The organism is Streptomyces sp. NPDC048612 (assembly GCF_043199295.1).
In the GTDB taxonomy this organism is placed as follows: Bacteria; Actinomycetota; Actinomycetes; order Streptomycetales; family Streptomycetaceae; genus Streptomyces.
Genome location: NZ_JBICVV010000012.1, coordinates 150745 through 174518 on the forward strand (window position 1 = coordinate 150745; position 23774 = coordinate 174518).

Below are 23774 nucleotides of genomic sequence, written 5' to 3' on the forward strand. Positions count from 1 at the left end.
CCCGAGCCTCAGCCGGTGTCGCGGTCCTGTCCGCCCGCGCACAGCCCGCGGCTGTACAGCGCCTCCCGCAGGGCGCGGGCGGCGTAGTGCGTCCGCGACTTCACCGTGCCCGGCGGCACCCCGAGGACCTTGGCCGTCTGGTTGACGCTGCGCCCCAGGTAGTACACGTGCAGCAGGACCTCGCGCTGCGGCGGCCGCAGGTCCCGCAGGGCGTCGAAGAGCACGTGGGAGGTGAGCATGTGGTCCACCCCGTCGGACACCGGCAGGTGGGCGAGTTCCGGGTCGCCGGCCTCCGGCGGTCTGGCCTGGCGGGCCCGGTGACCGTCGATGACGAGGTTGCGCAACACGGTGAACAGCCACGGCCGCGCCGAGTCCGCCGTCGGGTCGAACTCCCCGGCGTGGCGCCAGGCGCGGATCGCGACCTCCTGCAGAACGTCCTCGGCGCGGTGCCAGTCGCCCTCCAGCCGCCGCGCGGCGAACTGCAGCAGCGCGGTGCCGTGGAACCGGTAGAGGGCTCTGAGGAACTCGTCGGGCCGGAGTTCCCCGGTGTGGGGCCGGAGTTCCTCGGTGTGGGGGCGGGGTATTCGGTCTTCGGTCGAAGCGCTGGCCGACAAGGCCCTTTCCTCTCCGGTCGTCTGTGGGAAGACGGTTCGGCCACCGCGGGAGAGCCGGCGGTCGCCGCCGCCGGCGGTCGCCCGCTGCGTACGGCGTGCCCGCCGGAATCCCGCGGCGGTGAACCCGCCCGGTACCGCCGTCGTTCCGGCGGCCGGCGCCCCGTGGCGGGAGCGCCGATGCCCGCGGTCAGTCCGGTTCGTGCGAGGAAAGCGCGCTGACCTGGTCGCCCGTCAGCTCCCGGTCGTAGACGTGCACATCGGCGACGTCGCCCTTCCAGTGGTCGACCGGCTTCCCGTCGAACTTGCCGCGTCCGACCACCACTCCGCCGGTGGGCTTCACCTCACTGGCGGCCTCCCGGCTTCCCGCGAGCCGGCCGTCCACGTAGATCCGCATCCGGTGGTCCTTCTGGCGGTACGTGCCGGTCAGGTGGTACCAGCGGCCGGCCTGCGGCTTCCCGGCCTTCTCCGCGACGGTACGGGCACCGGTGAAGCTGAACGCGAAGTTCTCGTCCGGGCCCGCGTACTGGAGGAAGAACGTGCTGAACCGGTCGCCGTCCTCGGACAGCACGGTGTGGAAGCCGTTCATGTCCTCGGAGGTGAGCCGCACCCGTGCGGCGACCGAGTAGTCCTTGCCCGCGGTGTCGATGCGGGACCCGGTGTCCGCGTACCCGCTGGTGCCGTCCAGCCGCAGGGCACCGCCCTCGGGACCGTCGGTCCACCGCGTGCCCCCGCTGACGACGGCGTCCCGCTCCCCCACCTTCGCGGTGCCGGACCGGTGCAGCGGCCACCACCCGACACCCCGCAGCGACCCGGTGTCGGCGTCCTTGCCCGGCGCGGCCGCTTCCTTCCCGGCCTGCTCCTTCCCGGACTCCCCCTGGCCGCGCACCAGTTGGACGACGACGAAGGCCAACGCGACGGTCAGTACGGCGATCGCGGTGATGAGCGACCCTCTGCGCGTCATGAATCTCCCCGGAACGTACGGCATACATGTGTCACCGGTGACCACGTATCCGATCCGGAAGTGGTTCAACGTGCACCCAAAGTCTGACAGCCCGTGAGACCACGGCTGCGGCCGCCCCTGAATGTGCCACCGTGCACGGGAACATGCGCCGACCGGGCGGTATGGGTGGGTAAACGCGGGTGATTGAGGCGGTGTCCGCAGGGGTCCGGTTCGTCGCCCGACGGCCGTTTATCCGCGCCAAGAGCGCCGCGGCACGGCCTGAATTCCAGGTGAGCGACGCCCAACAGCCGAATTTCCGTCCGCCGGGAAGGGGGACGGGCATCGCTGATCGAAAAGCCCCAGCGTAGGCCCCGTTTCCACGGCGCGAGGCCGGGAATTCACTCGTCGCCGAGAAGGGAGCGTCAGGCGCTTCTCGCACATGGCCGGCGCGAAGATGCCGACCGTCTCCGTGTTCACCCGGCCGGATTCCACCTCGAACGTGAAGGAATAACGCCGGCCTTCCATCTGGGCCTGCATTCCCGACAATGTGACGTCCACCCGGGCACTCTGACAGCCCAACAGGAGTGCCTCGCCTTCGAGTTACCTGCGCAATTCCTGAGGAAATGCGGATCGGATATCCCGTCACCCTCACTCATCAGCCTGGCGCCCCGTTACCCCGCCCGCCGCCCTCTCCACCAGCCCGCGACCCGGTCGAGGGCGGGTGTCAGCGCGTGTCCGTCGGCGGTGAGGGTGTAGGCGACCGGGCCCGGCGGGAGGCGGGTGGGGGTGATGAGGCCGCTGGTGACGAGGTCGTGCAGCCGGCTGCTGAGGACTCGGTCGCTGATGCCGGGCACGGCGCGGCGGAGTTCGCCGAAGCGGGCGGGGCGCTGGGCCAGGGTGTGCAGGATGATCCCGTTCCACTTCTGGCCCAGCACCTCGAACGCGCTGGTGAGGGCGGGGTCCGCGGACAACGGCTCCGCCGCATGAGGTCCGTTCAATCTCCTCGCACTCCTTCCGCGCGCTCCCTTCCGCGCACTGTCCCCAGCCCCAGCCTCAGGCGCGGATACGGGCCAGTTCCCTGTGCAGGTCCTGCACGGTGCCAAGCTGGATGCTCTCGTCCTGGACGGCGGGGGCGAGGGCCACCGCCACGGCGGCCTCGCCCACCTGGTCAGCGGTGAGCCACGAGGGGTCGCCGTTCGGGCGACTGCGGCTGAGGACCGGCCCGAGCAGGAGGTTGTTCACGCGGCGCTGCCCGCGCAGGTCGGCGCTCAGCGCCTCACGCATCATCAGCACGGCTGCCGCGTGCATGCTGATGACGCCCGCCTGCGGGTAGGGCTCGCGGGCGGCGAATCCGGTGATGAGGGTGTAGCTTCCGGCAGCGTCGAGCCCGGGTACGAAGGCACGGGCCACGGCGAAATGGGCCGTGGTGGTCGCCACGAAGTGCCGCTGCCAGTCGGCCTCGCCGACCTGCCACAGGGCCTTGCCCTGCCACCAGCCGCCGATGGAGGGCACGACATGGTCGACGCGCCCGTGGTCGGCGGCGATCCGGTCCGCCAGTTCCGTCGCCTCGGCGAAGGTGCCGTATCCCGCGTGGAGCGGGACGAGGCGCTCGCCCAGCCGGGGGCCGGTCAACTCGGCGAGGCTTTCCAGGCGTTCCCGGCTGCGGCCGGGGACGACGACGGTGGCGCCGGCGAGGAGGAAGGCGCGGACGAGGCCTTCGCCGACGTTGCCGGTGCCGCCGGGAACGACGACGACCTTGCCGTCGAGCGGGGCTGGGGCGTCCGGCTGCGGTGCGGGGGAGAGGGGGTCACTGCTCACGGGGGTTCCTCCTGGCACGGGTGGTGTGGGGCGCGGGGGCGGGAGCGGCAGGGCACCGGCGGGCGGGCCCGGTGGGGTGGCCGGGCCCGCCCGTGCGCCGCGCCCGGGGCCGGCCGGGGCACGGCGGACCCGGCCGGCCGCGGGTGACCCCGGTCAGGCGGGCAGGGCCGGGTAGTCGGTGTAGCCGCGCTCGTCGCCGCCGTAGAAGGTGGTGCGGTCGGGCTCGTTGTAGGGGCCGCCGGACGCGAGGCGGCGGGGCAGGTCGGGGTTGGCCAGGAACAGCGCGCCGAAGGCGAGCAGGTCCGCGGAGCCGTTCTCGATCAGGCCGAGGGAGTCGTGGCCGGTCGGCTCGGGGTGCGTGAACGGGTTGAGGACGAACGTGCCGGGCCACTCCTTGCGCAGGCGCGCGGTCAGACCCTGGTCGGGACCTTCGAGCACGTGCAGGTAGGCCAGGTCGAGCGGAGCGAGAGCGGCCAGCAGACCCGTGTAGGTCTCCTCCCGGTCCGCCGGGTCCGTCTCGGCGATGTCGTTGAAGGGGGTTCCGGGGGAGATCCGGAGGCCGGTCCGGTGCGCGCCGATCGCCTCCGCGACGGCCGTGGTGACCTCGGCGGCGAAGCGCGCCCGGCCCGCGGCGCCGCCGCCCCAGGCGTCGGTGCGCCGGTTGGCGTTGGGGGCGAGGAACTGGTGGATCAGGTAGCCGTTCGCCCCGTGCAGCTCCACCCCGTCGAAGCCGGCGGCGATCGCGTTGCGCGCCGCGTCGGCGAAGTCGGCGATCGTCCGCACGATCTCGTCGTGCGTCAGCTCCTTCGGCGTGACGAAGTCCTGGGGACCCTGGTGGGTGTAGACCTGCCCCTTGGCGGCGACGGCGGACGGGCCCACCGGGATCAGGCCGTCGGGCAGCAGGCCGGGGTGGCCGATCCGGCCGGTGTGCATCAGCTGCGCGAAGATCACCCCGCCCTCGCGGTGGACCGCGTCGGTCACCTGGCGCCAGGCGGCGACCTGCTCGGCGGAGTGCAGGCCGGGGGTGTCGGGGTAGCCCTGGCCGACCACCGACGGCTGGACGCCCTCGGTGATGACCAGGCCGGCGCCTGCCCGCTGGGCGTAGTAGGTCGCCATCAGCTCGGTCGCGGTGGCCCCCGGCCCGTAGGCGCGGCTGCGGGTCATCGGCGCCATCGCGATGCGGTTGGCCAGACGCTTGCCGCCCAGCTCGATCGGGTCGAACGCGGTCGTCATGATCACTCCTTCGGTAGGGGCGGGAGGCCGCCCGGACGGGCGGCGCTCCCTCGGCCTGCGCTCCTCAGCAAACCATTACCTGTCCGAACAAGTAAAACGCGCCAACCTCTTCCCCGGCCCTGGCGTGAACCACGTCACCCGCCGACCCGCCCGCCCGGAAACCGCCCATTGACGTGCAGCAACTACCCACTGAACACAAGGGCACCCTGGAGCACGGCGGGTCGCTATCCTGGCTGCATCCGGCGAGCTGTGAGCCGGATTACTGTCCGGCAAAGGTCAGCCGGGAAAGGACGCATGTGATGAGCCGGACAAGCAATCGGGACACACCGCCGAGTCAGCCGCAGAAGACGACGCCGCCCGGCGCCTCGGTGCCGGTGCCCGCTGCCGCCCAGGCGGGGCCGGTCAGCCACGCGATCTTCCGGGTGGCCCGCCTGCACCGCATGATCGCCGGACAGCTCCTGCGTCCCCTCGGCCTCCACCTCGGCCAGGAGCTGGTCATGATGCACCTGTGGGAACTCGGCCCCCAGCGGCAGACCGACCTCGTGCGCCTGGTCGACTCCGATGCCGCCACCATGACCCGCAGCATCAAGCGCCTGGAGAACGCCGGCTTCGTCCGCCGCCGCCCCTCCCCCGACGACAAGCGCGTCGTCATCATCGAACCGACCGCCGCCAGCCAGGCGCTGCGCCGCGAGGTCGAACGCATCTGGGCCGAACTCGAAGGCGCCTCGACCGGCGACCTCACCCCCGGCCAGCAGGCCGAGACGCTGCACGCCCTGCAGCGCATCGAGGACAACCTCGCCCGCACGGCCACACGCACTCCCCCGGCCGGGCCCCCCGCACCGGCCGCGGACACCGACGCCGGCCCGGCGACGGACTGAGGGCCTCGGCGGACCGGGGGCCTCGGCGGAGCGCGCCGTCCCGCCGCCTCAGCAGGTGCGGCGGTAGTCGACGCCGGGCAGGAAGGAACGCCATTCCGACGCGGAGAGGCCCCCGTCGGCGCGGTGGCAGAGGGTGCGGACGGCGCGGCCCGCGGCGGTGGTGTGGGTCTGCACGGGGGTGCGGCGGCCGGCGGTGCGCAGGGCCTTGCCGTCCCGGGTGAAGGCCAGGGCGAGGACCGGGTCACCGGGGACGGTGGGCAGCGGCCCGCCCAGGGGCTGGTGAGAGGCCGCGTCCCACAGGCGTACGGTGCCGCGGTCCCCGGCGGTGGCGAGGGTTCCGCCGTCGGCGGAGAAGGCCAGCGCGGTCACCGCTTCCGGCCTGCCGTCCGCCGTTCCGCCGCCGGTGGCGGGCAGTTGGCCGAGCTGGCGCCGGGCCCGCCCGTCCCAGAGCGTGACCCGGCCCGCCGCATCCCCGGCGGCGAGGAAGCGGCCGTCGGGGCTGAAGGCGGCGGCGGTGGTGCCCTCGCCGGTGAGGAGGCGCGGCAGCATCCGGCGGGTACGCAGGTCGACGAGGCGGGCGGGGTTCGACCCCCCGGTGACGACCAGATGGCGGCCGTCGGGATGTACCGCCAGCAGATTCCCGAAGGTCTGGCGCACGGTGCGCACGGTCCGCTTGCGCGGGTTCCAGACCCTGATGCAGGCGCATTCCTGGTTGTCGCCGGCCAGCACGGAGTCGCCGTTCGCGGAGAACAGGCCGGTGGTGACCCGGGGCGCGGCGCCACCTTGCACGGCGCGCGGGACACGGATGCGGCGGTGCGCACGCGCGTCCCACAGGTTCAGATGTCCACCCGCGTCGAGCGGGGCTCCGTAGGCGAGGCGGCGTCCGTCCGGGCGGAAGGCGAGGAAGGGTTCGTCGGCACACCCCTGTGCGCAGCGCACCGGAGGCGGCGCGGCGGAGAGACTGCCGTCGCGGGTGTCCAGCAACCGGACGCGGGTGTCGCCTCCGTTCCGGTCGGCGGTGGCCAGCAGCCTCGCGTCAGGGCTGAACCGTGCCGCTTGCAGGGGTGCCACACCCCGCGCCCGGGGGACGGGATGGGCGAGGGAAAGGGTACGGATCGCGCCCCCTCCGATATACCGGAGCACGCGGTGTCCGGTGTCGATCCGCAGCTGCTGTACGTCCTCGTGGGAGATCGGGTGCCGCAGCACCGGGGAGCCGGGCCTGCCGGTGCGCCACACGAGGATCTCGTCGGCGTCCCGGCCGGCCAGCAGGGTGCCGTCACTGCTCAGCACGGCGTCGGTGAGGCCGGGGTGCCTGATCCGCCACTGCGTACGTCCTGTCGCGAGGCTCCGTGCCCGGGCTCCCCCGTCGCCCTCCAGGAACAGCAGGCCCCGCCCGCCCGGGGTGAACGTCAAGGACTCCGATGCGCACGGCCGGTGCCGCAGCGTACGGGGCAGAGGCACGGCCCGCTTCGTGGCCACCTCCCACACCGTCAGGGGGATCTCCGGCGAACAGACCGCCACATACCGGTCGTCAGGGCTCACCGCCGAGGAGAACCACTCCCCGTTGTGCCGCGGCAACGTGCGCTGGAACAGGACTCGCCGGTGCCGCCAGTCCCACAACTGGACGGTGGCCCCCGCGTACAGCAGGGTCCGACCCGAATCGCTGAACACCGGCGGACCGGGTGGCCCCGACGGGAGACGGATCTCCCCGCCCACTCTGCCGTACACGCGCCGGCCGCCGGCACCGTCCGTCATCGCCACCGCCCCGCCACCACGCGTGGCCGCATCCAGCGAAACCGACTCGTCCCTGACGGGGAAGGCCGACAGCTCCCGGTGCGTGGCAACGTCCCAGTGGTGCACGAGGCGTCCGCCCTCGGGGTGGTACAGCAGCGTCCGTCCGTCACCGCTGAGAAGTGCCTCGGCCGGTTCGACACCGTCGGGCAGCGCCTCGGCGTCCCGCTCCCGCTGAGCCAGCGCCCCCAGCACCGCGCCGCGCGTCTCGGGGGTGTCGGCGAGCCGCCAGGCGGCAACGCTCAGGCGCATGGCGCGTAACGGGTCGGAGGAGCGGAGCCCTGCGGCGACGGAGGCGATACGGCGCGCTTCGGCCTGGGTGTGCTGCCGGTCGCTGGCGCGGCGCTGCTGCCAGTTGACGAGGCCGGCCACCAGGGCCACCACGCACAGGACGGCGAGGGCCACCTTCAGGTGGAACGACCGGCTCGCGGCGCGGGCGGCACGGGCGCGCTCCGCCGCCCGCGCCGCGACACCCGCGTCGAGGAAGGCCCGCTCCAGGGGGTTGAGCGCGCCGCCCTCCGCGGCGTCGAAGGTCTCCTCGGCGCGCGTCAGCCGGGTGCCGCGGTAGAGGGCTCCGGGGTCGCGGTCGAGTTCCTGCCAGGCGGTGGCGTCGTGGGTCAGCCGCCGGTGCAGCCGCAGCCGTTCGCGGTCCTCGTCGATCCAGGCGTGCAGCCGCGGCCAGCCGGTGAGCAGCGCCTCGTGCGCGAGGGAGACGGTCTCGTCGTCCAGGGTGAGCAGCCGGGCGCGGGCCAGCTGGTCGAGGACCGTGGCGCTGTCGGCGCCCGCGGCGGTGCCGTCGGTCGCGAACTCGGCGCGCGGGGTGGGGCGGTGGGTGTCCTCGGTGCCGCTGCCGGGGGCGACCAGGCGCAGCAGGAGGTGGCGGGCGAGGCCGGCCTGCGCGGGGGTGAGCCGGTGGTAGGCGTCCTCGGCGGTACGGGCGAGGGCGCCGCGCAGGCCGCCGGCCGCCTCGTAGGCCGGGAGGGTCAGCGCGCGTCCCCGGCGGCGGCGCCAGGTCTCCATCAGGGCGTGGGACATCAGCGGCAGCGCACCGGGTTCGTCCTCGACCTCCTCGACGATGCGGGCGGTCAGTTCCCGCTCGACGATCAGGCCGTGGGCGGCCGCCGGCCGGACGATCGCCGCCCTGAGCTGTTCGCCGCCCATGGGGCCGACGAGCAGGGTAGCGTCCTTCAACGCCGCGGCCAGGGCGCCGTGTTCGGCGCAGCGGGCGAAGAAGTCGGCGCGTACGGCCAGGATCACGCGCAGCCGGCTGTCCTCGCCGCAGGCGGTCAGCAACTTCCGGAGGAAGGCGGCCCGTTCCTCACGGTCGGTGCAGAGGGTGAACAGCTCCTCCAACTGGTCGACCAGCAGCCAGGTGTCCCCCGGGCCGGCGGCCGGCTCCAGGCGTGCGCCGTGCGCGAGGGGGTGCGGGCCGGGCGTCAGAATCCGGACCGCGGCCGGCACCCGGTCCGCCCCCTCGCCCGGATCGCGCAGCCGGGGGACCAGACCGGCGCGCAGCAACGAGGACTTGCCGCTGCCGGAGGCCCCCACCAGGGCGCTGACGCGGTGCCGTCCGGCCAGCTCCACCAGCTGGCCCACCAGGTCCTCGCGGCCGAAGAACAGCTCCGCGTCGCCCGGCTCGAACCGTGCGAGCCCGCGGTAGGGCGGGTCGGTCTTCTCGTCCTCGGGGCGCGGGATGCGCGCCAGTTCCCGCCCGGCCTCCTCCCAGCGGCGCTGCCAGTCGTCGGGGTCGCCGTCGCAGACCTGTACGTAGGCCAGGAGCACCGGCAGGGTCGGCAGCCGTTCACCGGCCGCGGCCTGCGACAGCGTGGCCGCGGAATAGCCGGCCCGCCGGGCCATCGCCCGGTAGGCGGGCGCACCGGCCTCGTCCCGGAGCTTGCGCAGCTCGTAGGCGAAGCGCGGCAGGGGCCCCTCCTGCGGATCGATCGGATTCTCCGGACGCCCCATGCGCCTCTTCCTCCCCCAACTTCCCCCGTTGTCCCCGATGCACGATAAACACCAGGTCAGCGGACCGCAACGCCCTGTGACCGGCAAGCGAGCGGGCCCGAAGCGGCCTCGGCGAATTGATTAGCGCAGCTCAGAGGGGCTGCTAAACAACTCCGCCGCCGGTGAACTCGATCTCGTCGGACCGCACTTCCCCCGCTTCGGGGAAGCGCGGAGCGACCTGACAGTTCACCTGAGATCACGCCTTCCACGTGATCGCTAGCCAAAGGAACACCTCATGCGAATCCGCCACATAGCCATCGCGGGCACCGCCGCCGCGGCCCTCACCCTCGGTGTCGCCCTGCCGGCCTTCGCCGGCGACACCCAGCCGTCCGTCGAGCGGTCCCACACGGTGTCCGCCCAGGACGCGTCTGACTTCGGGGCGCTCGCGGCCAAGAGGAAGGTGAAGGTCTGGCAGGACGCCAAGTACAAGAACCGGAACACGACCTTCACCGAGTCCATGTGGGACCTGCGGAAGGACGGCTGGGACAACACGATCAGCTCCGCCAAGAACCTCGGCAACCGCACTGTCACCTTCGCCGCCGGCGTGAAGGGGCACGGCGCCAAGTTCTCGCTGGCGCCGGGCGACAAGGAGGCGCACTTCGGCCACCGCGGCCTGCCCGACACCACGACCTCCGTCATGTTCCGCTGACCGGACGTCCTGCTCTCCGCTGACGGAGAGCTGCTGACGGGCGGGGTGCGGCGAACGGGGGGCCGCACCCCGCCCTGCCTGGGGGCCGCACCCGGCCGCTGCCCCGCCGCCCCCTCCACGCGCACCGCGCGCCGCACGACGAGAGGCCACCATGCCGCCCTCCCGCGCCCGGACCACCACCGCGCTCGCCCTGCTGCTCCTGACCGCCACCGCCTGCACGGCCGCCGAGCACGAGCCCACCCCCGCCCCGCACTCCCTGCCGGTGTCCCGGCAGGCCAGGGAGCTCCGTCTTCCCCTGGACGCCTACGCGTCGACCATCGCCGAGACCCACCTCGTGGAAGACGCACAGGACATCCTCATGCGCCGGTGCATGAAAAACCGGGGGATGGAGTGGAAGTCCCTGCCGCGGGTGGACGCCCAGGACACCGAGCCACCGAACCTCCGACGGTACGGAGCCGACGAGGTCGAGGCCCTCCGCCACGGCTACCACCCGAGCCCCGACCCGCCGTCGGTGGTGCGGCGCAACCGTGCCTGGGACACCCGAGAGGCCCTCCCGGCCGAGGTGCAGCGCGCGGCCTACGGCCCCTCCGGCAAGGGCGGCTGCCTCAAGATCACCGACCGCCAACTCGTCGGCGACACCGCGCCACTCGACTTCCACGCCTTCAACCGGCTCACCGGCAGCGCCCTGGAAACCTCCCGGCGCACCCCCGAAGTACGCGACGCCCTGCGCCGGTGGCACACCTGCATGGCGAAGACCGGCTCCGACTACCCGGACCCCTACGCCGCTGCCGGCGACAAGCGCTGGGAGACGTCCGAACCCACCCCGGCCGAACGCGCCACCGCCCGCGCCGACGTGGCCTGCCAGAAGTCGACCAAGCTGGTGAAGGTGTGGTCAGCGGCCGAGACCCGCGTCCAGCACCGACTGATCCGGCAGAACACCGGCCGCCTGGACACGGCGAAGACCCGCAAGGACCGCTGGCTGACAGCCGCCCGCCGCGTCCTGAACCAAGAGGGCGGCACGAACCACCAGCACCGCGCATCCGCCCGATAACCAGCCATCCAGCCAATGCCCAGAGGAGTCCTCATGCGTATCGCTCACCTGGCCGCCCTCGGCGCCGCCGCAGCCGCCCTCACCCTCACCTCCGCACTGCCGGCCGCCGCCGACGGCCCCGCAGCCGCCGCGGGCCCGCTCAAGACCGACCGGGCGAAGGTTCAGGTCTTCGCGGAGCCCAACTTCCAAGGCAGGTACACGACCTTCACCCGCAGCGTGCCCAATCTGCCGGCCCAGGGCATCGGCCGCATCGGCTCCGCCAGGAACACCGGCAAGCGCACCGTCACCTTCTCCGAGCACATCCACTACACCGGCGCCAGGTTCTCCCTGAGACCGGGCGAGTCGACGTCCCACTTCGGCTACCACGGCATGTTCGACCGGACAGGCTCCCTCCACTTCAGCTGACAGCGGGTTCCGTCCAGCAGCACACTGCTGGCGGACAGGCACGCGGGGTGCGGCTACGGGGGCCACACCCCGCGGTGGGGCCTACGCTCAAGGCCCTGCAACAGGAGTGCCCTTGCTTCACGAGATCGACGACCTGCGCCGGGAACGACAGCGGGTGGAGGCCCGGCCCTCTCCCGAGGAGGCACCACCGGTGCTCGCCGTATTCGCGGTAGCCACCTCGGCCGACCCGCGCGACTACATCCGTCGAGTACGGTCGGTCCTTTCCGCCGCACTCGACCTCGCCGTTTCCGAGTCCTTCGATGACGAAGACCTCCCGACCGCCGGAATCCCCGCCTGGTTCGCGGCGGTCAGCGGTGCCCCTGGGGGCCGTATCCCGGAGTTCTCCCGCCACGGAAGGGACCGCTACCGCACGGCGGTCAACGGCAAGCCGTGGGACCTGCAGTGGTGGCTCTTCGAGTTCGCCCCGGACAACGAATTCAGGGGCTGGGCGTGGTGGGACGTGACGCAGACGGACGTGCCACAGGCGGCGGAGGAACGGCGGGTACGCGTATGGGTCGACAGCTGGGGTGAGTCGTTCTTCGCCTGTGACGAATTCCGCTGGCTTCTGCACACGGCCGGCGCCGACGAGGTCTCAGGCCCCTCTCTCGCGGACGCATCGGAATGGGTACGGGAAGTCCCAGGACGGTGAGGGGGATATCAACGAACCACCCCGTTGTGCCGAGCCACCGCCCGTCTCAGCCGTGCCCAGGCTCTCGATGTCGCGCACTGGGGAGGGCGGCCAACCCCGTGGCCCGTCACCCCTGTTGAATGCCGCTGCCGGCAACGGCGGCCCGCATCGACGCGACGAGACGGAACACGGTCCATGACACTCGCCTTCACCCGCCACTCCTACGGGACGCACTATGAGCTGCGTCCCCGAGGCTCCGCCCCCGTGCATGTGCACCGTGGCGTCCCCGAGGGCTGGTCCCTGCCCGAGGGGTGCACGCCGCGCTTCGCCCTCGCCGCCGATCCCGAAGGCGCCTCGCCGCTCGCCGTCGTCGTCAGGAAGAACGGCGGGCGCCTCGCCGTGCTCACCCCGGACCGCGAGCAGCTGGCCGAACTGTCCCTGCCGCCACGGCAGAAGAAGTGGTGGCGGCCCCTGTACGAGATCCACCTGCCTGACGGCACTGTGCTGCACGGGCGGGAAGGGACCGTGCCGTCGCTGCTCCTGTGGCTGGTGCAGCTGCCGTTCTACCTCCTGTACCTGGTTGCCCTGGTGTTCTCCGACTCCCCGCCGCCGGACGCCGTCACCGCCCCGTTGCGGACGGCCTGGAAGCGGCCGGGGCAGTTCTTCGGCCGGGTGGCCATGACCGAGTCCGCGCGCGGCCGTTTCCGGGTCCGGGGCGACAGGCTCGACCACCGGGTGGCGTACGCACAGGCGGTGGCGAAGTACTGGAAGTAGTGACCACCCCGCCGGTCCGGTAGCCCGACGGTCCGGCAGCCCGGCAGGCTCTGCCTCTCGGCCCGCTACGGAGCGATCACCCCCGCACCCCCGCCAGCAACACCTCCACCAGGGCGTCGAAGTCCATCGGGGGCTGGGCCGGGAAGCGGCCGGATTCCTCGGCGGCGAGCCAGCCCAGGACGGCGGTGGCGAAGACGTACCAGCGCTGGTGAGCGCGTTCGGGTGACAGGCCGCCGAGGGTGAAGGCGGTGACCACGCCGTGTGCGATGGCGTCGTGGCCCGCTGCCCGGTGGCCGCCGGTCAGGGCGCGGGCGGCGAAGCCGGGCACCGCCCGGAACTCGCGGCGGATGGCGTGGGCGAGTTCGGCCAGCCAGTCGTGCCAGTCGTCCGCCGTGGGCTCACGGCGGGGCACGATGCGCCGGCTCAGCTCGGCGCTGACCAGATCGAGCAGTTCCTCCCGGCCGCCGACCCAGCGGTAGAGCGCGGAGGTCGCCACGCCCAGGCGGCGGGCGACGGCCTGCATCGTGAGCTGGTCCTGATCCATCGCCAGCGCCGCCGCGACGATGGCGTCCCGGTCGATCACGGCGGGACGACCGGGCCGGGGCGAGCGGGCGGCGGGCCTGCGGCCGGGGGTGGGCGCGGGCGTGGGAGCGGGCATGGCCCTCAGCCTAATGAGGCGCCTCGGAGTGGTTAGTGAAACCGTTTCACAAATGAGTTAGGTTAACCTAACCTGAGTTGAGTTGTTGTGGACTCGGCGCTGTCCGGGGCTCCGGCGCATGCCCCTGACGCACCTCGCCGCGCCTTCAACACCCGCCGCGCGCCGCTCCGTTTCCGACCACTTCCGTGCCGTTCCGCTTCCGTGCCGTTCCCTCCCACTCCGGAAGGTGCCGCCATGCCCGCACGACAGTCCATCCCCACACGACAGTCCGCCCCCGCACGACAGCCCACACCTGCCGGGACATCCCGACCGGCGCGGTTATCCCGGCTGACGCGGTTATCCCGGCCGAAGCGGTTGTCCCGGCCCGCACAGCCACCCCGGCCCGTCCATGACGGCCTGCTGCTCACGCTGGCCTGCCTGGTGGTGTTCCTGGTGATCCTCGACGCGACGATCGTCTCGGTCGCCCTGCCCGCCCTCCGCGCCGACCTGGGCCTCGGGCCCACCACGCTGCCCTGGGTCGTCAACGCCTACACCCTCGCCTTCGCCGGCTTCCTGCTGCTCGGCGGACGCTGCGGCGATCTGTACGGACGGCGGCGTACCCTCCTGGCCGGCATCACGCTGTTCACCGTGGCCAGCGGGGTCGGCGGTCTCGCCACGGACGCCGGTCCGCTGCTCGCCGCCCGCGCCGTGCAAGGCCTGGGCGGGGCACTGCTGATGCCCACCACCCTTTCCGTGATCACCCAGACCTATCCGGAGGGGACCCGGAGGGCCAGGGCCCTGGCGGTGTGGAGTGCGGTGGGCGCGGTGGGCGCTGCTGCCGGCACCGTGTTGGGCGGAATACTCACCCAACTCCTCGACTGGCGCTGGGTGTTCCTGATCAACCTGCCGTTCGGCGCGGTCGTCGCCGCCACCGCCTGGCGCGTCCTGTTCGACGTACGGGCGGACGCACGGGGCCAGGAGCCGGGCCGGGAACGGGGCCGGGCGCGACTCGATCTGCCGGGCGCGGCGCTGGTGACCCTCGGGCTGGCCGCCGCGCTGTACGGGCTGATGGAGTCGGCCACGTACGGCTGGGCGGCGGCCCGCGTCTGGGGCCCCGTCGCCGCCGGATGCGCCGCGCTCGTCCTCTTCGCCGTGCATCAGGCGCGCTGGGCCGAACAGCCCCTCGTCCCACCGTCGGTGATCCGCAGGCGTCCGGTCCGGGTGGCCAACGCCACCATGTTCCTGCTCGGCCTGGCCTTCCTGGCCAGCCCGGTTCTCCTCTCCCTGCATCTGCAGAACGTGCACCACTACAGCCCCCTTCGCGCGGGCCTGGGCTTTCTGCCGGTCGCCGTCGCCTTGATGGTCTCCGGCCTGCTGACCGGGCGGCTGATCCCCCGGTTCGGCGCCCGCGCCGTCGCCGTCGGCGGACTGACGCTGGCCGCCGTGGGCTTCGGCCTGCTGGCGCTGACGCTCGGCGGGCACGGCCCGTACGTCCTGACGGTCGGCCTGCCGGGCGTCGTCTTCGGGCTCGGCATCGGCGCGTCCTTCACCCCCGTCACGGCCTGCGCCACCAGCGGGGTCCCGCCGGCCCTCGCCGGCCTCGCCGCGGGCATCCTGAACACCACCCGCCAGGTCAGCGGTGCCATCGGGCTCGCCGCCCTGAGCACCCTGGCCGCCGCCGGAACGGCCACCTACGCACGGTCGCACCCGGCGGCGGGCGGCGCGACGGGCGCCGACGCCCTCGCCCACGGCGATGCGCTGGCCTTCGCCGTCGCAGCCTGCTGCGCACTGGCCGCGGCACTGATGGCGACCCGGCTACCCCGCCCCGGAAGCGAGCAGCACAGCCCTTCAGAGGGGTGAGGCGCGAGCGGGTGAGCAAGCGGGCGGGCGGTCCCCGTTCCTCGGCCCGCCGCGCCCGCCCCGGTACGTACCGCCTCCCCTACTCCGTGGCGATCGTGGCCAGGACGAGTTCGCGGCGGTGGCCGAGGAGGCGGAGGCCCTCGTCGGCGGTGGCGCGGAGGCCGGACGCGGTGGCTTCCTCCGGGCCGAGCAGGGCGGTGACCGAGGCGGCCATGACGGCGTCGGGGGTGTCGACGGTGATGCTGCCTAGGGTGTGGGCACGGGTGGCGTTCTGCACGAAGCCCGTCATGAGCGCCTGGAGGGCGTAGGCCTGCTCGTCGAGGGGCCAGTCGGCGCGGGCCAGGCGGTGCTGACGCCACACCGGCAGGACGGTGTACATCAGCGCCGCCGGGCCCAGCTGGTGGATGAGTTCGGTGCTGCGCGGGTGCTGGGTGAGGACGCCCAGCAGGTCGGAGTCGCCGGTCTGCAGGGCGCGTACGAAGGGACGCTCCAGGCCGTTGCGGGCGAGCTGCGGGCAGAGCCGGTGGGGCCGGGCGGCGTCGGGGTCGGCGGTCAGCGCATCGATGGTGCCGTCGACGACGGCCAGGAACTCCCGGGCGAACAGGCCGACCAGCAGATCTTCCTTGGTGCCCCAGTACAGGTAGACCGTGCCCTTGCCGACGTGCGCCTTCTCGGCGATCTCCGCCACGGTCACGCCCTTGACCCCCCGCTTGAGCACCAGTTCCCGTGCGACGGTGAGAATCCGGGCGGCCTTGGCGGAGTCCTGTTCGACGAGTGCTGCCATGGTCACTTCCTTGCCTGAGCGGAGCCGGACCCGCAGACGCGGGTCCGGCAGCCATCATGCTCGGGCGATGTCCATTTCCTTGAAGCGGGCTGTTTTGCCCCGCGCCTGAAGGCGGCGGATCACACGGGAGGTCGCCGGCGTCCGCATCCCCCTCGTCATCACCCTGCGGAAGGCCAGCTGGAAGCGGTTGGCCGGGACGAAGAACCGACGTTGCTGGGTCCCGTTGTGCTGGTAGTGCTCCACATAGGGCCGCAGCGCGTGCTCCCATTCGGCCAGGGCGCGCCCGACATGGCCGGGGTGGCGGTCCAGCATGGTGCCGAGCAGGTCCGCCCCGGCGATCCCGGCCGACGCGCCCATGCCGGCGTAGAGCGTCACGCACCAGGCCGCGTCGCCGAGGAGCACCACCCGCCCGCGGTGCCAGCGGTCCATGTGGACCTGCTCGACCGAGTCGAAGAGGAGGTCGTCGGCGGTCTCCAGGGCGTCGAGGGCCTCCCCCAGGGTCCGGCCGGTCGGCCCGTGGCCGAATGCCGCGCGCACCCGCTCGGCCGGTGACGCGCTGAACTCCGCGTCCACGTCGTCGGTCCGGTAGCTGAGCAGCACGCTCGGCGGACGGTCGGCGAACGGGAAGATCCACATCGAGCGGTCGGGCTCCAGCAGGATGGTGCCGTCGTCCGGGGAGACGCCGCTGACCGGACCGTTCAACTGGAAGGCGGCCACGATGTAGTTCAGCCGGCGCAGATAGTTCTCGTGCGGCCCGAACGCGAGCTGCCGCACGGTGGAGCGGAGCCCGTCCGCGCCGACGACCAGGTCGAAGCGTTCGGTGGCCGAGGTACCGGCCGCGGTGTCGGCCAGGGTGACGTCCACGCCGTCGGCGTCCTGCCGGATATGGGTGGGCACGGTGGAGTAGCGGATGTCGAGGTCTGCCGGCAGCTGGTCGAAACCGGCCTGTTCGATGTCGCCGCGCAGCATCATCCACGGCTTGCCCGGCAGGTCCGTGTAGCCGAGCCCGAGGCGCCGGTTGCCGACGCGGTCGATGGTGAAGTTGGCGCCGTCGCGGGGCGTGCGGTCGGTCAGTCCGTCCAGGATGCCCAGACGCCGGGCGGCCGAACGGCCCGCCCCGAACAGGGCGATGAAGTATCCGCCGGACCGCCGGGAGGCGGCCTTCTCGACGATGACCGGGTCCCAGCCGGCCTGCCGCAGCCGCAGAGCGGCGGCGATCCCGCTGATCCCGAGCCCGACCACCAGGGCACGACGGCCATGACCACTGTCGTTCGTGATGTCCATGGCTTCAGCGTAAGACCAGACTGACCAGAATCGTCATTTGGTCAGCACGTGAGCTGCGTCACCACGAAATGAGGGGCGAGGAAGGCCGCGCCACCCCGGCACGGCCACGAACTCAGCCCTGCCACGCACCCCGCCCTCATCTCACTTTCCCGGATATAGTGATTTCCCATGGGAAAGTGGCTCCGGGAAGGCGGCCTCGCCGCACTCAGGGCCAGGGAGGCGAGGAGCAGCCGTGTCCGAATCCGTGGATCAGGTGTGCCCGATCAACCCGGTGATCGACCTGATCTTCAGCCGCTGGACCACGCCGATCCTGTGGGTGCTGGAACACCACGGACGGCTGCGCTTCAACGAGTTGCAGCGGCACCTGCCGGCCATCACCCCCAAGGTCCTCACCCAGCGGCTGCGCCGGCTCGAACGCGACGGCCTGGTCATCCGCACGTACCACGCGGAAATCCCCCCGCGGGTCGAGTACGAGATCAGCGCCCTGGGCCGCACCCTGACCCCCCTCTTCGCCGCCATCACAGACTGGTCCGAGGCACACCTCCCAGCCGTGACCGCCGCCCGCCACACCTACGACACCACCCGCGAGGAAGAGGAAGCCTGGGCCCAGGACTGAGCGACACGGCTCCCGCCTCCTGGCCGGGGTAATGCCCCTGCCCAAGCCCCGGACTGCCCCCCGCCGCACAGCACCACGCCCCGCACCGCCGGTGACGGTGCGGGGCGTCGCTCGGGGGCCGGCCGTCAGAGGTTGTCGCCCCAGCCGCCCTGGATCATGGTCTGGAACGCCCAGGTGCCGTTGTTCCTGATCAGGATGTCGGCGTAGCGCAGCTGCCGGCTCCGGCCGTCCATGGTCATGGTCGAGTCGGAGAAGACCACGGCCAGGACGGGCGAGAGGAAGACGGGGGTGCGGGTGGACTCGAAGGTGATGTCCTCGCTGCCTTCGCCCATCACCTGCGTCATCGTCGCGAGGTACTGCTCGCGGTCCCACTGCGCCGAGCGGCCGTTGCCTGCCGCGTCATCACTCACCAGGTTGAGGGGGAACACCGCCAGGTCGGCCATGTTCGAGACGTTGCGCTGTCCGCTCTGGGCGTCGTACTCCGCGAACCAGGCGTCCAGGCTCGCGCGGTCCTCTTCGGTCGGGACGTATCCGGCATCCGGCAGGAAGGTCACGCAGACTCCTCACGGGTTCCTCGACTGGTCTTGGCGGGCGGGCGGACCGACGGTCGGCCGCCCGAGGAACCAGTCATCAAATTTGACTACGCGAAGGAAGGTATAGCCGCGAGCAGGACTAGTCAAGCTTGATTAGAGGGAGGTGTGGACTCTCGGTCCGGCGCGCGTCGTGACATGTCCGGAGTGCGGGCGGGGGCGAGGGGAAATCTGCACGGAAGCGTCACACGGCCTTCGCGTGGCCCTCGGTGGGTGTCGTTAGCGTTACTGCCCGCTCGATCCCGCGTGCGAACTGGATCAGCTCGATCAGATCGCCGGCGTCCCTGGCGACGCAGCCAGCACAGAAAGATCGCTGATGGACTACTGCTCGTCGTGCCGTCGCAGCCTCAACGGGGCGCTCGTCTGTCCGGGATGTGGCGATTACGCGCCGGACATCGCCCCGCCTTCGCACCGTCGGCAGAGCGCGATGGGCGCCGCGGCGACATGGGAGTCCTGGCCTTCGGAGGAAGCCCCCGCCGCGGCTGCCGCGGTGGCGGAGTCCCGGCAGGGCCGGTACCAGGACCGGAGCGCCGATGCCACGCTGTTCGGCGGCGGAGCCACCGGAGCCGCGCGGGCGGAGACCACGGATGCCGCGATGGGCTCGGCGGGCGCGATGAGCTCGGTTGACGGTGTGGATGGCGGTGCGGATGGCGGTGTGGGCGGCAACGTGGATGGCGGTGCCGCGGTTTCCTCGGCCACCGGGCAGGGCCGGGCGGCTCGGCGGCGGCAGCTGGCGCGGTGGAAGAAGCACCGGCGCAGGGCCGCGGCCGCTACCGCCTTCGCCCTCGTCGGCGGCGGTCTGACCGTCAGCCTGCTCCAGAACAAGCCCGCCTCCAACGGCACCCACGCGGCCTCGATGCCCGAGCCGGAGAGCGTGTCCACGCCCCGGACCGAGCCCGCCGCCTCGTCGTCGGACCGGTCGGACGAGCAGGCCTCGCGACACCCCGGCGCCCGCCCGTCGCTCCCGTCCGGCCGGCATGCGCGCCCCACCACGGCCTCGACGCCGCCCGCCACGGCGGACCGGCAGCCGCGGTCCGCTCCGTCCCACACCGCGGAGGCCCCGAGCGCGAATGCACCCGCCGCCTCCGCACCGGAGCGGAAGGCGCACCCCGCGCACACCGACGCCGCGGCTCCCGCGACCAGCGCGCCCGCTGCCACCGGCGGTTCCGGCGGTTCCGGCGGTTCCGGCGGCTCGGGCAGCTCCGGCGGCTCCGGCTCGGACACCTCCCCGGGGCAGACCGCGCCGTCCAGCCCGAGCACACCGACCGCGCCGGAGGCGGAGTCGTCCTCGCCGGTGCATGTGTGTCTGCTGGGAGTTGTGTGCGTGGGCTGAGGCGGATTCGGATGCGGATGCGGGCGCGTCGGTGACGTGCCCGGCTAGTCCCTGAAGTACCTGGCGAGCCTCTGTCGGCGAGTCCGTAACGGCGTGCCTTGCCGACGAGCCCCGACTGGCGTGCCCGTACCGGCATGCACCTGCCGTCGTGCCCCTGCCCACGAGCCCGTACCGGCGAGCCTCTGCCGGTGAGCCCCGCGTGCCCCTGAGAGTCGCCTCGCCCGCGCGTGGGCGGAGGAGATGGCCGCTCAAGGGGCTGGGCCTGGCCGCAGGTATTCCCCTGCCGGCACCGGGCCGCGTCGGCTACCTGGCCGAGCGGCTCCTGCGGCCGGCCGCTGCCCGTGCTGCGGCCGGGGCGACTGGGGCTGAAGGGGCGACCGGGGGTGCGGCGGTCCCGGCGTGCTGCGTGCCGAGTGGTCCGGCAGCAGGGGCCGGTGACGGGGGCCGGATGCGGGTCTTGAGGACCTGGGCTCCGATGGTGAGGGTGACGGCGAGGAGCAGGACGTAGAAGACGCCGATCTTGCGGAGGTCGTCGAGGAAGAACCAGACCGACGCCAGGGACGTGAACCAGAAGGCGACGAGCGCGAAGCCGCCCGTGTGCTCGTCCTTGTAGCCGGCGGCGAGGCAGAGTGCGCCGACGACGCCCAGGACCAGGGCGATGATGACGTAGTGGGTTTCCCAGCCGATGTTGGCGCGGGCCAGCTCGGACCACACCGCCACGGCCTCCGCCACCGGGCCCCAGGCCACCGCGCAGGCGAGCCGTGCCGACCACAGCAGCAGGAACGATCCGGCGACGGCGGCGAGCAGCGCGACCCGGGAGAACTGACCGACCTCGATCATGTCGGTCCGGGATATGACCAGGGAGAGCAGACAGCCGAGCAGGGCGACCGCGCCTTCGGCCGTCGGCCGGAACACCACCCGGGCCGGCCGCCGTCGGGCCCGCCGCGCGGCCGGGGCGCTCCCGGCGGGGGCGGGCGGGGCGACCGCCGGGGCGGGGGCGGCGGACGCGGGGTCGAGTGCGGTGGGGGTGGGGGTGGGAGCGTGCGGAGCCGGTGCGGAGCGGGGCGCGGCGGCGAGTGCGGACCGCATCGTGGCGGCGTCCGCGAAGCGGTCCTCCCGGCGCTTGCCCAGCGCGCGGGCGATCACCGCGTCCAGGGCGGGCGGGAGTTCCGGACGCAGCTGGGAGGGCGGCACCGGTTCCGCGGCCAGATGCTGGTGCATGACGGAGAACGGTGAGTCCCCGGTGTACGGGGGACGCCCGGTCAGCAGCTCATAGAGGAGACAGCCCACCGCGTACAGGTCGGTGCGGTGGTCGGTGTCGCTGCCGTTGATCTGCTCGGGGGCGAGGTAGGCGGGGGTGCCGACCGCCACGCCCGTGCCGGTCAGCCGGGTGGCCGCCTCGCTCAGCGCCTTGGCGATGCCGAAGTCGACGACCTTGACCGCGCCGGACGCGGTGAGCATGACGTTCGCGGGCTTGATGTCCCGGTGCACGATGGCGTGCCCATGGCTGTGTTCCAGCGCCGCCAGTACCTGACACGTGACGTCGACGGCCTGCGGTACGGGCAGCGGGCCGTCCCGCAGCACCTGGCTGAGGGTCCGGCCCGCCACGTACTCCATGACCAGATAGGGCTCGGCCGCGCCGCTGCCGGCGTCCTCACCCACGTCGTGGATGGTGGCCACTCCGGGGTGGTTGAGCGCGGCGGCGGCATGCGCCTCCCGCTGGAAGCGGGTGAGGAACTCGGGCTGCATCGCCAGTTCGGCGGAGAGGGTCTTGACGGCGACGGTACGGCGCAGCCGGTGGTCGACGGCCCGGTGGACCGCCCCCATGCCGCCCTGCCCGAGCTGCTCCACCAGCTCGTACCGCTGCCCCAACATCCTGTGTTCCACCGGGTTCCTCCAGGGACCGACATGCCAACAAGCCGGAAGACGTGCGGGAGAGCGGTCGGGTTCCCTGTCCCGGGCGGGGAGACGGACAGGGCCGGCTTGCGGGCCGCCTGTCGAGCCAGGGGGCGGGTCGAGCGGCGGTCGAGGGGCGGGTCGCCTGTCGGCGCTACGGGTCGGAGGGCTGGTCGGCAGGGGGCGAACTGCCCGCTCCCGCTTGGTCGGTGACCGTCACGGTGACGGCGGCGGCCGGACAGAGTCCGGCGGCCAGCCGGGCCGTGGCGCGCAGCGCGGGTGGCGGCGCGTCGGTGCGGAGCAGGACCAGGCCGTCCTCGGCGTCCTGGTCGAACACCTCGGGGGCGGTCAGGGCGCACATCCCGGCGCCGATACAGCGGTCACGGTCGATGCTCAGCCGCACCGGACTCCTCCTTGCCCACGTGTCCCAGGTGACGGGTGTCCCCCAGGTGAGGGGTGTCCCAGGTGACGGGGAGGCGATGCACCCCGTAGATGTTCATGGCGTCGCGCAGCGGTACGTCCTCGGGCGGGACGGCCAGCCGCAGTGTCGGGAAGCGGCGGAACAGCGCCGGGAAGGCGACCCGCATCTCGACCCGCGCCAGTTGCTGCCCCAGGCACTGGTGGGCGCCGTGGCCGAAGGCCAGATGCCCACTCGCCTTACGGTGCAGATCGAGGGTGTCGGGGTCGGGGAACTTCAGCGGGTCGCGGTTGGCGGCCGCCACCGAGAGGGTGACGGTCTCGCCCGCCTTGATCAGCCGGCCGTCCAGCTCCACGTCCTCCAGCGCGGCCCGCATCCCGGTGTGGGCGATGCTCAGATAGCGGAGCAGCTCCTCGACGGCCTGGTCGGCGAGGCCGGGGTCGCCGCGCAGGGCGGCGGCCTGCTCGGGGTGGCTCAGCAGGGCGAACGTGCCGAGCCCGAGCATGTTCGCGGTGGTGTCGAGACCGGCGGCCAGCAGGAAGCTGCCGATACCGCCGAGTTCGTCATCGGTGAGTTCGCTGGTGGTCAGGTCGCTGAGCAGGTCGTCGGTGGGGCCGGCCCGCTTGGCCACCACCAGTGCGCGGACGAACTCGGCGAGGGTGGTCAGGGCGGCGATCTGTTCCGCCATCCCGGCGTCCGGGCTGCCCAGCACCGCGGTGTGCTCCTGGAAGCGCGCACGCTCGTGCTCGGGCACACCGAGCAGCTCGCAGATCATCAGGGCCGGCACGGGGTGGGCGAAGGCCCGCACCAGGTCGACGACCGGCCCCTGGCGCTCCATGGCGTCGAGGTGCTCGGCGGTGATCTCCTCGACGCGGGTGGTGAGTTGGCGCATCCGGCGGACGGTGAACTTGCCGGCCAGCAGCCGCCGGTAGCGGGTGTGCTCCGGGGCGTCGATACCGGTGAGATCGCCGAGGGGCGCCGGGGGCAGGGCGCCGGTGGGGCCGCCCGGGAGGGGGTAGCGCATCAGCTCGTACCGGGAGCTGAAGCGGGGGTCGGCGGCGATCGCCCGGACCACGGCGTGCCCGGTGGCCAGCCAGCCCACGTGGCCGTCGGGGTAGCGCATCCGGCGCAGCGGCTGCTGCTCGCGCAGCTCCGCCAGCCCGGCGGGCGGGTCGAAGGGACGGCCCGCGGCGTGGACCAGCGGGGGCAGCGTCACGGGCTCGGGCTCCGCCGCTGCTTCCTGAACGGCCCGCTCGGCGGCGGCTTCGGGGGTTTCGGTGGGTACGGCGGGTGCGGTGGGTGCGGACGGTTCGTGCTGCATGGGGTCCTCCGGTGCGGGTGGATACGGATACGGATACGGCGGAGAGCTGGGCAGAGACGGGGTGAGGAGTTGGGCGGAGAGTTGGGTTACGGGCCCGGGTGACGGGCCAGGTGACGGGCCCAGGTGAGGTGCCGGGCAAGGTGCCGGGCGGAGTGCCAGGTGATGCACTGGGCGGAGCACCGGGCGAGGCGCCGAGCGACCTGCCGGGCGG

The 23774-nt window shown here is 72.9% G+C and carries 22 protein-coding genes; 9 read left to right on the forward strand and 13 right to left on the reverse strand.

What is annotated here, in order from left to right; genetic code table 11:
- Nucleotides 1-8: 8 nt before the first annotated feature.
- From ACGFN2_RS20230 to ACGFN2_RS20250, 5 genes are all read right to left on the reverse strand, one after another.
- Entirely contained in the window at nucleotides 9-614 is a 606-nt protein-coding gene (locus ACGFN2_RS20230; RefSeq protein ID WP_393362250.1) for a sigma-70 family RNA polymerase sigma factor, read from the reverse strand.
- A gap of 187 nt (nucleotides 615-801) precedes the next feature.
- Nucleotides 802-1575 carry a LamG domain-containing protein gene (locus tag ACGFN2_RS20235; RefSeq protein ID WP_393362253.1) on the reverse strand — a complete coding sequence of 258 codons (774 nt, stop codon included), beginning with the start codon at nucleotides 1573-1575 and terminating at the stop codon, nucleotides 802-804.
- A 650-nt stretch (nucleotides 1576-2225) separates the two neighbouring features.
- Entirely contained in the window at nucleotides 2226-2552 is a 327-nt protein-coding gene (locus ACGFN2_RS20240) for a winged helix-turn-helix transcriptional regulator (RefSeq protein ID WP_393362256.1), read from the reverse strand.
- Nucleotides 2553-2607: 55 nt separating this feature from the next.
- Nucleotides 2608-3372 (reverse strand): SDR family NAD(P)-dependent oxidoreductase, encoded by a 765-nt coding sequence (locus ACGFN2_RS20245; protein WP_393362259.1) that lies wholly within the window; start codon nucleotides 3370-3372, stop codon nucleotides 2608-2610.
- Nucleotides 3373-3525: 153 nt separating this feature from the next.
- Entirely contained in the window at nucleotides 3526-4605 is a 1080-nt protein-coding gene (locus ACGFN2_RS20250) for an alkene reductase (protein ID WP_393362262.1), read from the reverse strand.
- A 299-nt stretch (nucleotides 4606-4904) separates the two neighbouring features.
- Between ACGFN2_RS20250 and ACGFN2_RS20255 the strand changes: the two genes are divergently transcribed.
- The gene (locus tag ACGFN2_RS20255) at nucleotides 4905-5483 is read left to right on the forward strand and encodes a MarR family winged helix-turn-helix transcriptional regulator (protein WP_393362265.1); all 579 of its coding nucleotides are present in this window, start codon (nucleotides 4905-4907) and stop codon (nucleotides 5481-5483) included.
- A 48-nt stretch (nucleotides 5484-5531) separates the two neighbouring features.
- On the opposite strand, the gene ACGFN2_RS20260 is transcribed toward ACGFN2_RS20255, so the two are convergent.
- A complete protein-coding gene (locus ACGFN2_RS20260) occupies nucleotides 5532-9239 on the reverse strand; it encodes a hypothetical protein (protein WP_393362268.1) in 3708 nt (1235 codons plus the stop codon).
- A 274-nt stretch (nucleotides 9240-9513) separates the two neighbouring features.
- Between ACGFN2_RS20260 and ACGFN2_RS20265 the strand changes: the two genes are divergently transcribed.
- From ACGFN2_RS20265 to ACGFN2_RS20285, 5 genes are all read left to right on the forward strand, one after another.
- Entirely contained in the window at nucleotides 9514-9927 is a 414-nt protein-coding gene (locus ACGFN2_RS20265; RefSeq protein WP_362600820.1) for a hypothetical protein, read from the forward strand.
- Between the two features lie 151 nt (nucleotides 9928-10078).
- Nucleotides 10079-10978, forward strand: a complete 900-nt coding sequence (locus tag ACGFN2_RS20270; RefSeq protein ID WP_393362271.1) for a hypothetical protein — start codon at nucleotides 10079-10081, stop codon at nucleotides 10976-10978.
- A gap of 33 nt (nucleotides 10979-11011) precedes the next feature.
- Complete coding sequence (locus ACGFN2_RS20275) at nucleotides 11012-11383, forward strand: beta/gamma crystallin-related protein (RefSeq protein WP_393362274.1); 372 nt, start codon at nucleotides 11012-11014, stop codon at nucleotides 11381-11383.
- Nucleotides 11384-11489: 106 nt separating this feature from the next.
- Nucleotides 11490-12071 (forward strand): hypothetical protein, encoded by a 582-nt coding sequence (locus tag ACGFN2_RS20280; RefSeq protein ID WP_393362277.1) that lies wholly within the window; start codon nucleotides 11490-11492, stop codon nucleotides 12069-12071.
- 174 nt (nucleotides 12072-12245) lie between these two features.
- Complete coding sequence (locus ACGFN2_RS20285) at nucleotides 12246-12824, forward strand: hypothetical protein (RefSeq protein WP_393362280.1); 579 nt, start codon at nucleotides 12246-12248, stop codon at nucleotides 12822-12824.
- Nucleotides 12825-12900: 76 nt separating this feature from the next.
- On the opposite strand, the gene ACGFN2_RS20290 is transcribed toward ACGFN2_RS20285, so the two are convergent.
- Entirely contained in the window at nucleotides 12901-13482 is a 582-nt protein-coding gene (locus tag ACGFN2_RS20290) for a TetR/AcrR family transcriptional regulator (RefSeq protein ID WP_393362283.1), read from the reverse strand.
- A gap of 354 nt (nucleotides 13483-13836) precedes the next feature.
- Here ACGFN2_RS20290 and ACGFN2_RS20295 point away from each other — a divergent pair, with 354 nt between their 5' ends.
- Nucleotides 13837-15321 (forward strand): MFS transporter, encoded by a 1485-nt coding sequence (locus ACGFN2_RS20295; protein WP_393362286.1) that lies wholly within the window; start codon nucleotides 13837-13839, stop codon nucleotides 15319-15321.
- 79 nt (nucleotides 15322-15400) lie between these two features.
- Here the strand turns inward: ACGFN2_RS20295 and ACGFN2_RS20300 are convergent, their stop codons facing one another.
- Together ACGFN2_RS20300 and ACGFN2_RS20305 are read right to left on the reverse strand one after the other, a co-directional pair.
- A complete protein-coding gene (locus ACGFN2_RS20300; protein ID WP_393362289.1) occupies nucleotides 15401-16105 on the reverse strand; it encodes a TetR/AcrR family transcriptional regulator in 705 nt (234 codons plus the stop codon).
- A gap of 54 nt (nucleotides 16106-16159) precedes the next feature.
- Nucleotides 16160-17389, reverse strand: coding sequence for an FAD-dependent monooxygenase (locus ACGFN2_RS20305; protein ID WP_393362292.1), 1230 nt, complete (start codon nucleotides 17387-17389; stop codon nucleotides 16160-16162).
- Nucleotides 17390-17621: 232 nt separating this feature from the next.
- Here ACGFN2_RS20305 and ACGFN2_RS20310 point away from each other — a divergent pair, with 232 nt between their 5' ends.
- Complete coding sequence (locus ACGFN2_RS20310) at nucleotides 17622-18005, forward strand: winged helix-turn-helix transcriptional regulator (protein WP_393362295.1); 384 nt, start codon at nucleotides 17622-17624, stop codon at nucleotides 18003-18005.
- A 125-nt stretch (nucleotides 18006-18130) separates the two neighbouring features.
- On the opposite strand, the gene ACGFN2_RS20315 is transcribed toward ACGFN2_RS20310, so the two are convergent.
- Entirely contained in the window at nucleotides 18131-18559 is a 429-nt protein-coding gene (locus ACGFN2_RS20315; RefSeq protein WP_393362298.1) for a nuclear transport factor 2 family protein, read from the reverse strand.
- A 352-nt stretch (nucleotides 18560-18911) separates the two neighbouring features.
- Here ACGFN2_RS20315 and ACGFN2_RS20320 point away from each other — a divergent pair, with 352 nt between their 5' ends.
- Complete coding sequence (locus tag ACGFN2_RS20320; RefSeq protein ID WP_393362301.1) at nucleotides 18912-19928, forward strand: hypothetical protein; 1017 nt, start codon at nucleotides 18912-18914, stop codon at nucleotides 19926-19928.
- A gap of 303 nt (nucleotides 19929-20231) precedes the next feature.
- Here the strand turns inward: ACGFN2_RS20320 and ACGFN2_RS20325 are convergent, their stop codons facing one another.
- The 3 genes from ACGFN2_RS20325 to ACGFN2_RS20335 all read right to left on the reverse strand — a co-directional run bounded on the left by ACGFN2_RS20325 (nucleotide 20232) and on the right by ACGFN2_RS20335 (nucleotide 23563).
- Nucleotides 20232-21803: a protein kinase gene (locus ACGFN2_RS20325; RefSeq protein WP_393362304.1), complete on the reverse strand. Its 1572-nt coding sequence runs from the start codon at nucleotides 21801-21803 to the stop codon at nucleotides 20232-20234.
- A 175-nt stretch (nucleotides 21804-21978) separates the two neighbouring features.
- On the reverse strand, nucleotides 21979-22227 hold the full coding sequence (locus tag ACGFN2_RS20330) for a ferredoxin (RefSeq protein WP_362600780.1): 249 nt from the start codon (nucleotides 22225-22227) through the stop codon (nucleotides 21979-21981).
- A complete protein-coding gene (locus ACGFN2_RS20335) occupies nucleotides 22205-23563 on the reverse strand; it encodes a cytochrome P450 (protein ID WP_393362307.1) in 1359 nt (452 codons plus the stop codon). The genes ACGFN2_RS20330 and ACGFN2_RS20335 overlap by 23 nt, the downstream gene beginning before the upstream one ends.
- Between the last annotated feature and the right edge of the window lie 211 nt (nucleotides 23564-23774).

Excerpts from the sequence above, each read along its gene's own strand:
- ACGFN2_RS20260 (WP_393362268.1), bottom strand. The coding sequence starts at position 9,239 with ATGGGGCGTCCGGAGAATCCGATCGATCCGCAGGAGGGGCCCCTGCCG.
- ACGFN2_RS20270 (WP_393362271.1), top strand. The coding sequence starts at position 10,079 with ATGCCGCCCTCCCGCGCCCGGACCACCACCGCGCTCGCCCTGCTGCTC.
- ACGFN2_RS20305 (WP_393362292.1), bottom strand. The coding sequence starts at position 17,389 with ATGGACATCACGAACGACAGTGGTCATGGCCGTCGTGCCCTGGTGGTC.
- ACGFN2_RS20235 (WP_393362253.1), bottom strand. The coding sequence starts at position 1,575 with ATGACGCGCAGAGGGTCGCTCATCACCGCGATCGCCGTACTGACCGTC.
- ACGFN2_RS20335 (WP_393362307.1), bottom strand. The coding sequence starts at position 23,563 with ATGCAGCACGAACCGTCCGCACCCACCGCACCCGCCGTACCCACCGAA.
- ACGFN2_RS20325 (WP_393362304.1), bottom strand. The coding sequence starts at position 21,803 with ATGTTGGGGCAGCGGTACGAGCTGGTGGAGCAGCTCGGGCAGGGCGGC.
- ACGFN2_RS20265 (WP_362600820.1), top strand. The coding sequence starts at position 9,514 with ATGCGAATCCGCCACATAGCCATCGCGGGCACCGCCGCCGCGGCCCTC.
- ACGFN2_RS20255 (WP_393362265.1), top strand. The coding sequence starts at position 4,905 with ATGAGCCGGACAAGCAATCGGGACACACCGCCGAGTCAGCCGCAGAAG.
- ACGFN2_RS20290 (WP_393362283.1), bottom strand. The coding sequence starts at position 13,482 with ATGCCCGCTCCCACGCCCGCGCCCACCCCCGGCCGCAGGCCCGCCGCC.
- ACGFN2_RS20320 (WP_393362301.1), top strand. The coding sequence starts at position 18,912 with ATGGACTACTGCTCGTCGTGCCGTCGCAGCCTCAACGGGGCGCTCGTC.
- ACGFN2_RS20250 (WP_393362262.1), bottom strand. The coding sequence starts at position 4,605 with ATGACGACCGCGTTCGACCCGATCGAGCTGGGCGGCAAGCGTCTGGCC.
- ACGFN2_RS20300 (WP_393362289.1), bottom strand. The coding sequence starts at position 16,105 with ATGGCAGCACTCGTCGAACAGGACTCCGCCAAGGCCGCCCGGATTCTC.
- ACGFN2_RS20275 (WP_393362274.1), top strand. The coding sequence starts at position 11,012 with ATGCGTATCGCTCACCTGGCCGCCCTCGGCGCCGCCGCAGCCGCCCTC.
- ACGFN2_RS20285 (WP_393362280.1), top strand. The coding sequence starts at position 12,246 with ATGACACTCGCCTTCACCCGCCACTCCTACGGGACGCACTATGAGCTG.